Genomic DNA, 15,051 nt, shown 5'->3' with positions numbered 1-15,051 from the left:
GGCCCGCGCCCGCCCGCCCGCCCCGCGCCCCCCCCCCCCCCCCCCCCCCCCCCCCCCCCCCCCCCCCCCCCCCCCCCCCCCCCCCCCCCCCCCCCCCCCCCCCCCCCGCCGGGGCGCCCCCCCCCCCCCCCCCCCCCGGGACGGTGCGCCCCTGACGGGGCGCGGTCGGGTCAGGACTGGCCGTGGCCCGAGGCGGAGGAGCCGCCGTGCTGCCCGGAGGACGGCTGACCGGGGTCGGTGGCCGGCGACGGGGTGTACGGCTGGCCGTGACCCGGCTGCCCGGGCTGCCCCGGCTGGGCCCACGGCTGCGCCGGCCGGCCGCCGTAGGGAGCGGGCTGGCCGTACGGGCCCGGGGCGCCGTACGGGCCGGGGGCCGCAGGCGCGCCCGGGGTGCCGCCCTGGCCGACGCCGAAGTCCGGCGCCTGCTGGTTGGCCCACTGCGCGGCGCCGGCGAAGGCGCCGGGCAGCGCCGGCCTGGTGCGCATCTCCGGCAGCAGCCGCAGGAACGCGAAGACGACGACCGCGACGGTGACCAGGAAGCCGAGCAGCGCGAAGACCGAGAAGCCGGCGTCGAAGGTCTGGATCCAGGCGATCAGGGTGAGCAGCGCGGCCAGCCCGGCCAGGCCCACGGTGATCCAGCTGCGCGGGAAGCCCAGGTCCAGCGGCACGACCGCCGGCAGCAGCGCCCACACGGCGGCCAGGAGCAGCAGCACGAAGCTGGAGGTCACCAGGCCGCTGACCTCGAAGCCGGAGAAGCTGTAGCTGATCTCCGGGACGTCGAAGCCGGGGACGTCGAAGCCGAAGTCGTCACTGCTGGAGAAGGTCGCCCACGGCAGCAGCGCGAGGACCAGGTAGACCAGCGCGCCGGCGGCGACGACGTAGTCGGCCATCTTCAGGCGCTTGAGGTCGAAGCCCGGACCGGTCGGGCGCGGGGCCTGGCCGTACGGCGAGGGGGCGCCGGGCGGCGGCTGCTGGCCGTACGGCTGCCCGTAGGGCTGCGGCGCGCCGTAGGGCTGCTGGCCGTAGGGCGGCTGCTGCCCGTACGGGGCCTGCTGGCCGTAGGACGGCTGCCCCTGGGGAGCTCCGTAGGCGGGCGGCTGCTGCCCGTACCCCGGCTGGCCGTACCCCGGCTGGCCGCCCGGTCCCGGCTGCCCGGGCATCCCGGGCTGCTGAGGCGGCTGACTGGACGTCATCGTTCGACTCTCCCTCGTCACATCGGTACGGCGTCGCGGATGCTCTCCCCCGCCGTCGACGGGCTGCAACCTCGCCACGCTCGCCCCTCACCACCAGGGGCGAGATCGTGACCGCCTCGCGACCCGTCCCCGGGAAGCGGAACTGCCCCGGCTCCTGGGGAGGGGCCGGGGCAGTTCACGCAGGTGGCGCTCAGGCGCCGACGATCTCCCGCATGAGGCGGGCGGTCTCCGACGGCGTCTTGCCGACCTTGACCCCGGCGGCCTCGAGGGCCTCCTTCTTGGCCTGCGCGGTGCCGGCCGAGCCGGACACGATGGCACCGGCGTGCCCCATCGTCTTGCCCTCGGGCGCGGTGAACCCGGCGACGTAGCCGACGACCGGCTTGGTCACGTTCGCCTTGACGAAGTCGGCCGCACGCTCCTCGGCGTCGCCACCGATCTCACCGATCATGACGATGGCCTCGGTCTCCGGGTCGTCCTGGAAGGCCTGCAGGCAGTCGATGTGCGTGGTGCCGATGACCGGGTCGCCGCCGATGCCGACGCAGGTGGAGAAGCCGATGTCCCGGAGCTCGTACATCATCTGGTAGGTCAGCGTGCCGGACTTGCTGACCAGCCCGATCTTGCCCTGCTTGGTGATGTTGGCCGGGATGATGCCGGCGTTGGAGCGCCCGGGGCTGATCAGGCCGGGGCAGTTCGGGCCGATGATCCGGGTGGCGCCGCCCTGGGCGTGGGCCCAGAAGTAGGTCGAGTCGTGCACCGGGATGCCCTCGGTGATGACGACGGCGAGCCCGATCTGGGCGTCGACGGCCTCGATGACCGCGCCCTTGGCGCCGGCCGGCGGCACGAAGATGACGCTGACGTCGGCGCCGGTCTCCTTCATGGCCTCGGACACGCTGCCGAACACCGGCACGCTGGCGCCCTCGAAGTCGACGCGCTCGCCGGCCTTCTTCGGGTTCACGCCGCCGACGATCGCGGTGCCGGAGGCGAGCATGCGCTGGGTGTGCTTGCGCCCCTCCGAGCCGGTCATGCCCTGGACGATGACCTTGCTGTTCTCGTTGAGGAAGATCGACATCTCTTCAGGTCCTGTCTGGAGGTGATGGAACGGCCCCTTTCCAGGGGCCCGCCCCGAGCCTGCGAGGGGTGGGGAGGGAAGGGGTCCTTCCTCAGGCGGCGGCGAGCTCGGCGGCCCGGCGCGCGGCGCCGTCCATCGTGTCCACCAGGGTCACCAGCGGGTGGTTCGCCTCGGCGAGGATGCGCCGGCCCTCCTCGACGTTGTTGCCGTCGAGCCGGACGACCAGCGGCTTGGTGGCCTCGTCGCCGAGGATGCCCAGCGCGTGCACGATGCCGTTGGCGACCGCGTCGCAGGCGGTGATGCCGCCGAAGACGTTGACGAAGACGCTCTTCACGGCCGGGTCGGACAGGATGATGTGCAGCCCGTTGGCCATCACCTCGGCCGAGGCGCCGCCGCCGATGTCGAGGAAGTTGGCCGGCTTGACCCCGCCGAACTCCTCGCCCGCGTAGGCGACGACGTCGAGGGTGCTCATGACGAGCCCGGCGCCGTTGCCGATGATCCCGACCTCGCCGTCGAGCTTGACGTAGTTGAGGTCCTTCTCCTTGGCCGCGGCCTCCAGCGGGTCGGCCGAGGCGGCGTCCTCGAGCTCGGCGTGCTGGGGGTGCCGGAAGGAGGCGTTCTCGTCGAGGGTGACCTTCGCGTCGAGCGCGAGGACGGTGCCGTCGGGCGCCTTGGCCAGCGGGTTGACCTCGACCAGGGTGGCGTCCTCCTGGGCGAAGGTCTCCCACAGCTGGACGGCGATGGCGATCACCTGGTCGCGCACCTCGGGGGCGAACCCGGCGGCGTCGACGATCTCGGCGGCCTTCTGCGCGTCGACGCCGGTCGTGGCGTCGACGGGGACGCGGGCGAGGGCCTCGGGCCGCTCGACGGCGAGCTGCTCGATCTCCATGCCGCCCTCGACGCTGGCCATGGCCAGGAAGGTGCGGTTGGCGCGGTCGAGCAGGTAGGAGAAGTAGTACTCCTCGGCGATGTCGCTGGCCTGGGCGACCATCACGCGGTGGGTGATGTGGCCCTTGATGTCCAGCCCGAGGATGTCCTGGGCCCGCGCCCGGGCCTCGTCGGCGTCGTTCGCCAGCTTGACGCCGCCGGCCTTGCCGCGGCCGCCGGTCTTGACCTGCGCCTTGACGACGACGGTCTGCCCGATCTCGCGGGCGATCGCCTCGGCCTGGTCGGGTGTCTCGGCCACGCCGCCGGGCAGCACGGGCACGCCGTGCGAGGCCAGCAGGTCACGCGCCTGGTACTCGAAGAGATCCACGAACAGGCACCGTAAACCTCGCCCGTCCCGGCCGCCGCACCGGCACCGGGCCCCGTGCGCGGGGTCACAGACCCCCGGAGAGCCGCCGCAACGCGGCCACGACGTCGTCGGGCGGGGTGCCGTCGGGGAAGCGGCGCACGCCGGCGGGCAGGTCGCCTCCCCCGTCCCCGTCGCCGTCCCCGAGGACGAAGGCGATGACGTCGTCGGCGCCGGTGGCGGACAGCCGGTCGAGCAGCTCGCCGAGCAGCCCCGGCGGCGCCCCGGCCACGCCGACGGCGTCGGCGTCCTCCTGCACGACCGTGGCGGCCAGCCGCCCGGCCGAGGCCACCTCGCCGGTCAGCACGACCTCGGCGCCGGTGTCGCGCAGCGCGCAGGCGAGGGCGACCGCGCGCGGGTCGTCCCGCCCCTGGGGCCCGGCGACGACGACGCGCAGCCGCTCGCCCGCGGTCACCGGGCGGTCGTGCGGCGCAGCCGCCAGGCGAGCACGGTGAGCAGCGCGTAGCCCAGCCCGGCGGCGAGCAGCCCGGCGCCGGGGACGGTCCACTCCAGCTCGTCGGAGGCGACGGCGTCGCGCAGCCCGCCGAGCCCGGCGGCGAGCACGGTCACCGTGACGGCGAGGAAGCCGCCGACGGCGGCCAGCCGCGGCCGCAGCGAGGGCGCCAGCACCGAGGCGAGCAGGACGGCGCCGGCCAGCAGCAGCCCGCCGAGCAGTGCCAGCCCGGGCCGCTCGAGCAGCGCCTGCGGGCCCTGCTGCTCGACGACGACCTCCAGGCCGGTGGACGGGTCGGCGACCAGCCGGTCGGGGACGTCGGCGGCCGGCAGCGCCAGGCACAGCACGGTGAGGACACCGAGCAGCACCGCCGCGCCGGCCAGCGCGCCGCGTGCGGGGTCCAGCGCGCCGCGGTCCTCCATGACCGTGCGGCTCCACGCCGCCGCGGCGCACCCGCCGGCCAGGACGGCCAGCGCGAGCCCGGCGACCTCCAGCCACCAGCCGGCCCCGGTCTGCACGGAACTGGTGAGCACCCGCTCCCCGGCCAGCACCTCGACGCCGGGACGGACGGTGGAGGAGCTGCCGCGGTAGACCTCGATGAGCAGGGAGCCCAGCGCCAGCACGCCGCCGACGCCGCTGTAGGCCAGCCCGAAGCGCGGCACCCGGCCGGCGGCGAGCCCCGCGCCCACGGCGACGGCGGTCAGCGGGACGACCAGGCCGACCAGCACGCCGCCGAGCCCGCCGGCCAGCGACAGCTCCCGGCCGCCGACGACGAGGTAGACGGGGAACAGCGCGGCCACCCCGGCCAGGCCGGCGAGCACCAGCAGGACACCCGCGACGCGGGCGCTGCCGGGCCGGTGGCCGACGACCAGCCCGTCGTCCGGGACAGGAGGGGCGGCCGGCGGGCGGGCCGGGCGCCGGTCCGCGGCGGGCCGGGCGCCGGTGCGCCGCGCCCCCGCGGCCGCGGACCCGGTGCGGCGGGCGGCCCCCGCGGTTCCGGGCCGCCGCACGCCGTCCCGGGTCCGGTCGTCGCGGGCAGCACTCTCACGGCCGGCCACGGGTCCCCCTTCGTCGAGATGTGTCGCGTTCCGGTCTCGATCTCGTCGAGATCTCCGCATCGCCTGTGTGACGGTCACCACACCAGGGCATTACCGTCGCGTGAACCGAGCACCACTGCGGTGCTCCGCCGCTGACGGGCCCGGGTCCCTGGACACCGCCGGCGGCAGTCGAACGGGAAGGACGTCCATGCGCGCGACCGGCGACCCCGGGTGCCGTCCAGAGTGGCACACCGGAGAGCCCTCCCCGGGTACGCCACGGGACGCCCTGCGGGCGCTGGTCTCCCCCACCACCGTCGCCGGCGGGCTCACCGAACTGGCCTGGGTCGGGGCGCACGCGCTGCTCTACCCGCTCGGCGCGCGGACGGAGGCCCTGCTGCTGGACCCGCGCCGCCGCCCGGGCGTCCAGCCGGCCGCCGTCCGCGCGCTGTTCGCCGCCGACCCGCTCGCCGCGCGCGTCCCGGTGCTGCTGGTGCACGGGCTCATCGACAACCGGTCGATCTTCACCGTCATGCGCCGCCGCCTGCGGCGGCGCGGGTTCACGCAGGTCTGCACCTGGAACTACAGCCCGCTGCTGGGCGACGTCGCCGAGGGCGCGCGCGACCTGGGGGAGCACGTCGAGCGGATCTGCGCCCGCACCGGCCACGACCGGGTGCACCTGGTGGGACACAGCCTCGGCGGCCTCATCGCCCGGCACTACGTGCAGCGCCAGGGCGGGGGCCGGCGGGTGGAGTCGCTGGTGACCCTCGGCACGCCGCACGGCGGCTCGGTGCTGGCCCACCTGCTGCCGACGCCGATGGTGCGCCAGCTGCGGCCCGGGTCGCCGGTGCTCCAGGAGCTCGCCGAGCCGGCGCCGGACTGGTCGACGCCGATGACCGCCGTCTACAGCAACCTCGACCAGATCGTCGTCCCCACCGTGGCCGGCCGGTGCGACCACCCGGACCTGCGGGCGCGCAACGTCCTCGTCCGCGGCGTGGGGCACATGTCGCTGCCGTTCCACCGCGGCGTCGTCGACGAGGTGGCCGCGACGCTGGCCGGGCTGCGCCCGGCCGCCCCGGCGCCGCTCGCCGCCGCCGCCTGAGCCCCCGGGTGGACATGGCGACACGCAGCGTCGCGTCCCACGGTCGGCCCTGACGGAACGTTACGGTCCGATCACGGCGCCGGTACCCACCGGCGGGCGTCTCGCAGGCGCCTCCACCGCCGTCGCTCCCCCGACGGACTGCCCCCGCAGCGGGTCCCGGGAGCGTGGACGAAGGGTGCCCCGTGACCTCGCTCCTCGAGCCCGCGGCGACCGGCCGCCGGGCGACCGGGCCCGACGCGACCGGCCGCATCTCGTCCGGCCCGCTGGGGACCCCGGCCGTGCCGCCGGTCCCGCGGCCCGCGGTGCCGAGCACCGTCCTCCCCGCCCGGGTGGTCGCCCCCGTCGCCGCTCCGGCCGAGGACGCCGAGGTCGAGGACGCCGCCGCCGAGGCCGCCGCCGAGGCCGCCTCCGAGGCGGCCGACACCGAGCCCGCGGACACCGGGCCCGCCGCTCGGCGCACGGTCCGCCGCCCGCCCGGCCGCCGCGGCCCGCTGTGGCTGGGCGCGCTCGTCGCCGGTGCGCTCGTCGCCGCCGTCCCCGCCCTCACCGGCGGCACCCCGGCCCCGGCCGCCTCGGTGAGCGCCGCCGACTACGGCCTCGGCGCCGCCGACATCGGCCTGACCGGGGACATGGAGGACGCCGGCGTCCGGCAGGGCATCACCCAGGCCGAGGCCGCCGTCCGGCTGTCCGAGCTGGCCGCCTCCCGCGCCGCCCGCGAGCCGCGGACCGTCGCACCGACGACCGGCCGGATGACCACCTGCTTCTGCCAGCGCTGGGGCTCCATGCACTGGGGCATCGACCTGGCCAACTCCCTCGGCACGCCGATCCACTCGGTCACCGACGGGGTCGTGCTCCGCGCCGGCCGGGCCTCCGGGTACGGCAACGCCGTCTACATCCAGGACGCCGACGGCAACGTGCACATCTACGGGCACATGCGCTACTACGACGTCTCGGCCGGCGACATCGTGCACGCCGGCGACGAGATCGCCAGGATCGGCAACGAGGGCCAGTCCACCGGCCCGCACCTGCACTACGAGATCCACCGCGGCGGCATGACCGGCCGGCCGATCGACCCCGAGGAGTGGCTCGCCGACCACGGCGTCGTCCTCTGAGCCTGGCGTCGACCCTCTGCGGTGTCCCCCGTGCTCCTGCGGTGTTGCACCCGCAGGAGCGGGTGCAACACCGCAGGAGCGCGGCGGAACGCCTGCTCAGAGCTTGACGAGAGGGGCGTAGCGCAGGACGAGGCGCTTGGTGCCGCCGGAGCCGAAGTCGACCGTGGCCTGCGCCTTGTCGCCGGCGCCGTTGACCTCGACCACCGTGCCCAGGCCGAACGCGTCGTGGCTGACCCGGTCGCCGACCTCGACCGAGATCACCGGCCGGTTGCCGCGGCCGCCGCGCAGCCCGCCCGTCGACAGCCCGGTCGCCGCCACCCGCTGCTGCGCCGACGAGCCGGTGCTCGGCGCCGGCGTCGGGTCGGTGCGCGCCCAGTGCACGGTGTCCGAGGGGAGCTCGTCGAGGAACCGCGACGGCGGGTTGTAGGCCGGCTGCCCCCAGCTGGTGCGCACCGTGGCGCGGGAGAGGAACAGCCGCTGCCGGGCGCGGGTGATGCCGACGTAGGCCAGCCGCCGCTCCTCCTCCAGCTCCCGCGGGTCGCCGAGCGCCCGCAGGTGCGGGAACACGCCGTCCTCGAGGCCGGTGAGGAACACGACCGGGAACTCCAGGCCCTTGGCGGTGTGCAGCGTCATCAGCGTGACGACGCCGGCCTCGTCGCCGGAGACCGGGATCTGGTCGGCGTCGGCCACCAGCGAGACCTGCTCGAGGAAGTCGGTGACGGTGCCGCCGGGGTTGGCCGCCTCGAACTCGGCGGCCACCGAGATGAGCTCGTTGAGGTTGTCGACGCGGCCCTCGTCCTGCGGGTCGGTGCTGGCCTCGAGCTCGGCGAGGTAGCCGGTGCGGTCGAGGATGCTCTCCAGCAGCGCGGCCGGGCCCGAGCCGGTCTCGACCAGCTGCTCGAACTCCTCGAGCAGCGCGACGAACTCCTGGATCGCCTTGAGCGACCGCGGCGCCAGCGTGGTGATCTCCGGGCAGCGGCGCAGCGCCGACGGGAAGGCGATCCGCTCGCGGTCGGCGAACTGCTCGATGCAGGACTCGGCCTTGTCCCCGATGCCGCGCTTGGGCGTGTTGATCACCCGGCGGAGGCTGACGACGTCGGCCGGGTTGGCGACCACCCGCAGGTAGGCCAGCGCGTCGCGGACCTCCTTGCGCTCGTAGAAGCGCACCCCGCCGACGACCTTGTAGGGCATGCCGACGCGGATGAACACCTCCTCGAACACGCGGGAGGCGTTGTTGGTCCGGTAGAAGACGGCGATGTCCGCCGGCCGGACCGTGCCGGCGTCGACCAGCGCGTCGATCTGCTCGGCGACCCAGGCGGCCTCGTCGTGCTCGTTCTCGGCGACGTAGCCCTCGATCAGCTCGCCGTCGCCGGCGTCGGTCCACAGGTTCTTGGGACGGCGGCCGGTGTTCTTCGCGATGACGGTGTTGGCCGCCTTGAGGATCCGCTGCGTGGAGCGGTAGTTCTGCTCGAGCAGGATCGTCGTCGCGTCGGGGTAGTCGCGCTCGAACTCGTCGATGTTGCGGATCGTGGCGCCGCGGAAGGCGTAGATCGACTGGTCGGCGTCGCCGACGACGCACAGCTCGGCCGGCGGCACCGGCCCCTCGCCCGTGCCGACCAGCTCGCGGACCAGCACGTACTGCGCGTGGTTGGTGTCCTGGTACTCGTCGACCAGCACGTGCCGGAACCGGCGCCGGTAGTGCTCGGCGACGTCGGGGAAGGCCTGCAGCAGGTTGACCGTCGTCATGATCAGGTCGTCGAAGTCCATGGCGTGCGCCTCGCGCAGCCGCCGCTGGTAGAGCGTGTAGGCCTCCTTGAGCACCTTCTCCGGCGCCGTCTGGGGGCTGAACGCCTCCTCGTCGACCAGCTCGTTCTTCAGGTTCGACACCTGCGCGGCGAGGCTGCGGCCGGGGTAGCGCTTGGCGTCGAGGTCGAGGTCGCGGGCGACCATCGTCATCAGCCGGACCGAGTCGCCCTGGTCGTAGATCGTGAACGACGACTTCAGGCCGAGCTTGGCCGACTCGGCGCGCAGGATCCGCACGCACATCGAGTGGAACGTGGACACCCACATCGCCCGGGCGCGCGGCCCGACCAGCTGCGCGACGCGCTCCTTCATCTCGCCGGCGGCCTTGTTGGTGAACGTGATCGCGAGGACCTCGCCCGGCTGCACCCCGCGGGCGCCGAGCAGGTAGGCGACGCGGTGGGTGAGCACCCGGGTCTTGCCCGACCCGGCACCGGCCACGATGAGCAGCGGGCCGCCCTCGTGGACGACGGCCTGACGCTGGGGACCGTTGAGTCCGGCCAGCATGCGGTCCAGTTCCCGGCCGGCCGAGCCGGGAGCGGAACGCTGGAGCGCGGCGGTTCCGGGGAGGGCCTGCTGCACGCTGCTCATAGCCACACCACTGTAGTTCGGACCGGCGACGGACCCGCCCGCGCCGGACCGCCCCTCGTGGCCGCCGGGCGTGCTGTGGCACACTCGGCGACGTGCTGCTCGCCACCGTCAGCTTTTACTACGGGCACCGGGTTCCGGTGTCCGTCGCCGCCGGCTGAGCAGCCGCCGCAACGAACGCCCCGGGCCCGAGGAGCCCGGGGCGTTTCTCGTTCCCCGGGGTCCGACGGCCCCTTCCCGCCCCGGAGGAACCCGATGACCGCCACCCTGCCGCCCACCGACGCCGACACCCGCATCGCCGAGCTGCGCGGCGAGATCGACGCCTGCGACGCCGAGCTGATCGCCCTGGTGCAGCGCCGGCTCGCCGTCTCGCAGCAGATCGGCGAGCTGCGCCGCTCCACCGGCGGCACCCGGCTCTCGCTGTCCCGGGAGCAGCAGGTGATCGACCGCTTCCGCACCGCGCTCGGTCCCGACGGCGCCGCGCTCGGGATGCTGCTGCTGCGCCAGGGCCGCGGCCACCTGTAGACGGAGGACCCCCTCGCGCGGCGGACCCCTGCGAGGGGGCCGCCCTGTCACGTTCCGGGCGGCTGCGTCGTCTCCATGGGCACCCCACCGGAGAGGACGCCGCCGTGACCGAGACCCGCACCGCCCGCATCCCGCTCGACCCGCCGCGCACGCTGCTCACCCGCGTCGTCGACCGGTACTCGCGCCGCACCTACGGCGCGACGCTCGACCCCGCTGCCGCGATGGCCCACCACCCGCGGTTGCTGTTCACCGAGCTCCGCCACGAGCAGTCCCTCGCGAGGTGGGACCGGCTCGACCCCACGCTCAAGCCGCTCGCCGTCATGTCGGCGGCGGTGACGGTCGGCTGCTCGTGGTGCGTCGACTTCGGCTGGTGGATCGGGACCGCGCACGAGGGCGTGGACCCGGCCAAGCTGCGCGCCGTCCCCGCCTGGCGGGACAGCGACGCGCTCACCGACCTCGAGCGGCGCGTCGTCGAGTACGCCGAGGCGATGAGCACCACGCCGATGGGCGTCACCGACGAGATGGTCGCCGCCCTGCGGCGCGACCTCGACGACGCCGCCCTGGTCGAGCTCACGATGATGGTCGCCGTGGAGAACAGCCGGGCGCGGGCCAACAGCGCCCTGGGCCTGACCAGCCAGGGCTTCCGGGACCGCTGCGAGCTCCCGGCCCCCGCGTGACCGGCCCGCTGCCGGCGTTCGACGCCCACCGGCGGCTGCTGTTCACCGTCGCCTACCAGATGCTGGGCAGCGTCGCCGACGCCGAGGACGTCGTCCAGGACGCCTGGCTGCGCTGGTCGGCCGCCGACCGCGGCGACGTCGCCGACCCGCGCGCCTACCTGGTCCGGGTCACCACCCGGCTGGCGCTGGACCGGCTGGACTCCGCCCGCGCGCGCCGGGAGGCCTACGTCGGCCCGTGGCTGCCCGAGCCGCTGCTCACCGACGCGGCCGCGGACCCGGCCGACGAGGCGGTGCTCGGGGAGGAGGTGTCGCTGGCGCTGCTCGTCGTCCTGGAGAGCCTGTCCCCCGCCGAGCGGGCGGTGTTCGTCCTGCGCGAGGTGTTCGGGCTGCCGGCCGCGGAGGTGGCCGCCGTCCTCGGCCGCTCGGAGGCGGCGGTCCGGCAGATCGGGCACCGCGCGCGGGAGCACGTGGCCGCGCGCCGCCCGCGGTTCGACGCCGACCGGGCGACCCACCGCGAGGTCACCGAGCGGTTCCTCGCCGCGTGCGCCGGCGGCGACGTCGACGCGCTCCTGGCCGCGCTGGCCCCCGACGCGGTGCTGCTGACCGACGCCGGCGGCCGGGCCAAGGCGGCGCTGCGGCCGATCACCGGCGCGGACAAGGTGGCCCGCTTCCTCGCCGCCGTCATCCCCGGAGGGGTGTCGCAGCCGGGACTGCGGATGGTGCTGACCGAGGTCAACGGCCGGCCCGGGGTGGCGGCGTGGACCGACGGGGAGCCCCTCGTCGCGGTGTCGCTGGTCGTCACCGACGGCCTGGTCCAGCAGGTCCTCGTGGTGCTCAACCCGGACAAGCTGGCGGGTCTGCGGGTGGGCGCGCCCCCTGCATAGGCTCGCGCGGTGACCGCCGTCCCGCCCCGGAAGCCCGCCGAGCACGTCGAGCGCGTCCTGTGCGTGCTCGCCCACCCCGACGACGTCGACTTCGGCAGCGCGGGCACCGTGGCGACCTGGACGGCGGCCGGCACCGAGGTCGTCTACTGCATCGTCACCGACGGCGACGCGGGCGGCTTCGACGAGACCCCGCGCGACCGGATGGGCCCGCTGCGGCGGGAGGAGCAGCGCGCCGCGGCCGCCGCCGTCGGCGTCACCGACGTGCGCTTCCTCGGCTACCCCGACGGCCGGCTGGAGCTGACCCTCGACCTGCGCCGGGACATCAGCCGGGTGATCCGGCAGGTGCGCCCGCAGCGGGTGCTCACCAGCTCCCCCGAGCGCTGGTACGAGCGGGTCGGCGCCAGCCACCCCGACCACATGACCGTGGGCGAGTCGACGCTGCGGGCGGTCTACCCCGACGCCCGCAACCCGTTCGCCTTCCCCGAGCTGCTGGCCGACGAGGGCCTCGAGGCGTGGACGGTGGAGGAGGTGTGGCTGGGCGCCAGCCCGCGGGCCGACCACGCCGTCGACGTGACCGACGTCGTCGAGCTCAAGTTCGCCGCGCTGAAGAGCCACGTGACGCAGGTCAGCCACATCCACGACCTGGAGTCCTTCGTCACGGGCTGGATGGCGCAGACCGCCCGCCGCTTCGGTCTGCCCGACGGCCGGCTGGCCGAGGCCTTCCACGTCGTCCACACGGCCTGACCTCCGGCCGCCTCCCGGCGGGACCTCCGCCTCCTGCGGTCGGGAGCCGTCCCCGGCCACCGTGGTCGGGACGGCTCCGGACGGAGGGGACGATGACCGCGACGCACCGCCTCGACCGCTGGATGTACCGCGGGCACCGGCCCCACCGGCTGGCCCGCACCCTCAACCGGGCGTGGGCGGCCCTGGCCGGCGCCGGCCTCGGCCCGTCCCGGCTGGTGACCCTGGAGGTCGCGGGACGGCGCAGCGGGCGGACGATCGCCTTCCCGGTGGTCGTGGCCGACCTCGACGGCGAGCGCTACCTGGTGTCGATGCTCGGCGAGGACGCGAACTGGGTGCGCAACGTCCGGGCCGCCGGGGGACGGGCGGTGCTGCGCCGCCGCCGCCGCTCCCCCGTCCGGCTCGAGGAGGTCCCTCCCGGCGACCGCGTCCCGGTGCTGCGCCGCTACCTGGAGCTCGCCCCGGGCGCCCGCGCGCACGTCCCGGTGACGGCGTCCGCCCCGGACGAGGACCTGGCGCGGATCGCCCCCCGGCACCCCGTCTTCCGCGTCACCGGCGGCTGACCGGGGTCAGAGCAGGCGGTTGGTCGCCGCCCAGCGGGTGAGCTCGTTGCGGTTGGACAGCTGCAGCTTGCGCAGCACGTTGGACGCGTGGGACTCCACCGTCTTCACCGAGATGAACAGCCGCGAGCCGATCTCCCGGTAGGTGTAGCCGCGCGCCAGCAGCTGCATGACCTCGCGCTCGCGGGCGCTGAGCAGGTCCAGGCCGGGGTCGGTCGCCGGGTCCTCGGCGGGTGCCGCCGACGGCGCGCTCGCGGCGAAGGCGTCGAGCACGAAGCCGGCCAGCCGGGGGCTGAACACGACGTCGCCCTCGGCCACCCGCTGCACCGCCGACACGAGGTCCGGCCCGGAGATGGTCTTGGTGACGTAGCCGCGGGCGCCGGCGCGGATGACCGCGATGACGTCCTCGGCGGCGTCGGACACCGACAGTGCCAGCCAGCGCACGTCGGGCAGCTCGGCGCGCAGCGTCTCGAGCACGGTGCGGCCCCCGCCGCCGGGCATGTGCACGTCGAGGAGCACGACGTCGGGGACGGTGGCCCGGATGCCGGCGACGGCGGAGTCGACGTCGGCCGCCTCGCCGACCACGGTGACGGCGCCGCCGAGCTCGGCGCGGACGCCGGCGCGGACCATGGCGTGGTCGTCGACGACGAAGACGCGGGGGACGCTCACGCGGCGGCCTCGCGGGGCAGCACGAGCTCGACCTCGGTGCCCTCGCCCGGCGCCGAGCGCACCGTCGCCGTCCCGCCCAGGCGGGTGAGCCGGCCGGACACCGAGTCGCGCAGCCCGCGGCGGTCGGCCGGGACGGCGGACGGGTCGAACCCGGCGCCGCGGTCGCGGACGAACACCGACACCGACTGGGCGCCCACCTCGGTGTAGAGGTCGGCGGAGGTCACGCCGGCGTGCTTGGCGGCGTTGAGCAGTGCCTCGCGGGTGGCCGCGCCCAGCGCCGCGAGCGCGTCGTCGACCGGGGCGTCCCCGACGACCACCGGGTCCACGGTGAGCGCGTGGTCGCCCTCCACCTCGGCGACCATCTCCGTGACCAGCGCGGCCCAGGTGCCGCCGCCGACGGACGACGCCGGCTCGTACAGCCAGCTGCGCAGCTCGCGCTCCTGGCTGCGGGCCAGCCGGGCGACCGCCTGCTGGTCACCGGAGTTCCGCTGGATCAGCGCGAGGGTCTGCAGCACCGAGTCGTGCAGGTGCGCGGCGACGGCGGCCCGCTCCTCCGAGCGGATGCGGGCGGTGCGCTCGGTCTCGCGGGAGTCCAGCAGCCGCCGCCAGAACGGCGCGGTGGCCAGCACGACGCCGACCATGATGACCAGGGTGGCGACGAAGCCGTTGCGCGCCGCGGCGAGCTGCCCCGTCGTCGCGAGCAGCAGGACCAGGCCGATCGCGGCGAGCGCCGCGCCGCCGGCGAGCACCCAGCGGACGCCGGGCCGGGTCAGCGTCCGGTCGGTGTCCAGCTGCCGCCAGATGACGGCGAGCCCGCCGCCGACCAGCAGCAGCGGGGCGATGAGGTCGTTGTTCCCCCAGGTCGCGAGGTTGGTGACCAGCACCAGCGCGCCGAGGCCGAAGAAGACCAGACCGACGGTCTGCCGGCGGCTGGGCCGGGCCGCCGGGTCGGGGGCGATCTCGCCCAGCGGCACGAAGAACCACAGCAGCGCGTAGGCGATGACGCCGATGCCGGTCACCGCCAGCGCGACGAACGCCGCGCGGACGACCAGCGGGTCGGTGCGCAGGTGCGCCGCCGTCCCCGCCGCGACGCCGGCGAGCATCCGACCCTGCCTCGGGCGGACCAGCGGCGGCCGGGTCCCGGCCGGGCGGGTCGCCACGGCGGTGGCGCCCGCGGGGGCCGGCAGGGTCTCCGGGGGCTGGGGGGTCTCGGTGGGCACGTCGACGGGGCCGGCCGGCGGGGCGCCGGCCGGCAGCCCGCCCGTGCTGGGCGCCGTCCTCGTCACGGCACCGATCGTCGCACCGCGCGCCCCTCCCCCGGTACCGGGAGACCCCCGGACGGGCAGGACCAG

15 protein-coding genes are annotated in these 15,051 nt (G+C 75.7%); 7 read left to right on the top strand and 8 right to left on the bottom strand.

From position 1 onward, the window contains the following. Positions 1-170: 170 nt before the first annotated feature. From ACI79L_RS16870 to ACI79L_RS16850, 5 genes are all read right to left on the bottom strand, one after another. Entirely contained in the window at positions 171-1,193 is a 1,023-nt protein-coding gene (locus ACI79L_RS16870; RefSeq protein WP_456937878.1) for a hypothetical protein, read from the bottom strand. Between the two features lie 190 nt (positions 1,194-1,383). Then, positions 1,384-2,262 (bottom strand): succinate--CoA ligase subunit alpha, encoded by an 879-nt coding sequence (gene sucD, locus ACI79L_RS16865; protein ID WP_456937877.1) that lies wholly within the window; start codon positions 2,260-2,262, stop codon positions 1,384-1,386. 91 nt (positions 2,263-2,353) lie between these two features. Continuing rightward, positions 2,354-3,517 carry an ADP-forming succinate--CoA ligase subunit beta gene (gene sucC, locus ACI79L_RS16860; protein WP_456937876.1) on the bottom strand — a complete coding sequence of 388 codons (1,164 nt, stop codon included), beginning with the start codon at positions 3,515-3,517 and terminating at the stop codon, positions 2,354-2,356. Positions 3,518-3,581: 64 nt separating this feature from the next. Continuing rightward, positions 3,582-3,968, bottom strand: a complete 387-nt coding sequence (locus ACI79L_RS16855; RefSeq protein WP_456937875.1) for a hypothetical protein — start codon at positions 3,966-3,968, stop codon at positions 3,582-3,584. Beyond that, on the bottom strand, positions 3,965-5,065 hold the full coding sequence (locus ACI79L_RS16850) for a hypothetical protein (RefSeq protein ID WP_456937874.1): 1,101 nt from the start codon (positions 5,063-5,065) through the stop codon (positions 3,965-3,967). Before ACI79L_RS16850 ends, ACI79L_RS16855 begins: the two co-directional genes overlap by 4 nt. A gap of 187 nt (positions 5,066-5,252) precedes the next feature. Here ACI79L_RS16850 and ACI79L_RS16845 point away from each other — a divergent pair, with 187 nt between their 5' ends. Both ACI79L_RS16845 and ACI79L_RS16840 read left to right on the top strand, forming a co-directional pair. Next, positions 5,253-6,143, top strand: coding sequence for a lipase family alpha/beta hydrolase (locus ACI79L_RS16845; RefSeq protein WP_456930224.1), 891 nt, complete (start codon positions 5,253-5,255; stop codon positions 6,141-6,143). Between the two features lie 182 nt (positions 6,144-6,325). Beyond that, positions 6,326-7,255, top strand: coding sequence for a M23 family metallopeptidase (locus ACI79L_RS16840; RefSeq protein ID WP_456937873.1), 930 nt, complete (start codon positions 6,326-6,328; stop codon positions 7,253-7,255). Positions 7,256-7,351: 96 nt separating this feature from the next. Here ACI79L_RS16840 and pcrA read toward each other — a convergent pair whose 3' ends face one another. Next, complete coding sequence (gene pcrA, locus ACI79L_RS16835) at positions 7,352-9,646, bottom strand: DNA helicase PcrA (protein ID WP_456930226.1); 2,295 nt, start codon at positions 9,644-9,646, stop codon at positions 7,352-7,354. 252 nt (positions 9,647-9,898) lie between these two features. Here pcrA and ACI79L_RS16830 point away from each other — a divergent pair, with 252 nt between their 5' ends. The 5 genes from ACI79L_RS16830 to ACI79L_RS16810 all read left to right on the top strand — a co-directional run bounded on the left by ACI79L_RS16830 (position 9,899) and on the right by ACI79L_RS16810 (position 13,033). Continuing rightward, positions 9,899-10,168 carry a chorismate mutase gene (locus ACI79L_RS16830; RefSeq protein ID WP_456937872.1) on the top strand — a complete coding sequence of 90 codons (270 nt, stop codon included), beginning with the start codon at positions 9,899-9,901 and terminating at the stop codon, positions 10,166-10,168. Positions 10,169-10,272: 104 nt separating this feature from the next. After that, positions 10,273-10,845, top strand: coding sequence for a carboxymuconolactone decarboxylase family protein (locus ACI79L_RS16825; protein WP_456937871.1), 573 nt, complete (start codon positions 10,273-10,275; stop codon positions 10,843-10,845). After that, a complete protein-coding gene (locus tag ACI79L_RS16820; RefSeq protein WP_456937870.1) occupies positions 10,842-11,729 on the top strand; it encodes an RNA polymerase sigma-70 factor in 888 nt (295 codons plus the stop codon). Before ACI79L_RS16825 ends, ACI79L_RS16820 begins: the two co-directional genes overlap by 4 nt. Positions 11,730-11,738: 9 nt before the next feature. Next, on the top strand, positions 11,739-12,473 hold the full coding sequence (locus tag ACI79L_RS16815) for a PIG-L deacetylase family protein (protein WP_387987633.1): 735 nt from the start codon (positions 11,739-11,741) through the stop codon (positions 12,471-12,473). Between the two features lie 92 nt (positions 12,474-12,565). Beyond that, complete coding sequence (locus tag ACI79L_RS16810; protein ID WP_456937869.1) at positions 12,566-13,033, top strand: nitroreductase/quinone reductase family protein; 468 nt, start codon at positions 12,566-12,568, stop codon at positions 13,031-13,033. 6 nt (positions 13,034-13,039) lie between these two features. Here the strand turns inward: ACI79L_RS16810 and ACI79L_RS16805 are convergent, their stop codons facing one another. Continuing rightward, positions 13,040-13,699 (bottom strand): response regulator, encoded by a 660-nt coding sequence (locus ACI79L_RS16805; protein WP_456930232.1) that lies wholly within the window; start codon positions 13,697-13,699, stop codon positions 13,040-13,042. Beyond that, the gene (locus ACI79L_RS16800) at positions 13,696-14,985 is read right to left on the bottom strand and encodes an ATP-binding protein (RefSeq protein WP_456937868.1); all 1,290 of its coding nucleotides are present in this window, start codon (positions 14,983-14,985) and stop codon (positions 13,696-13,698) included. Before ACI79L_RS16800 ends, ACI79L_RS16805 begins: the two co-directional genes overlap by 4 nt. Between the last annotated feature and the right edge of the window lie 66 nt (positions 14,986-15,051).

This window comes from Geodermatophilus sp. SYSU D00684, from assembly GCF_054050455.1.
This window is presented reverse-complemented; position numbering and strand designations above follow the sequence as displayed.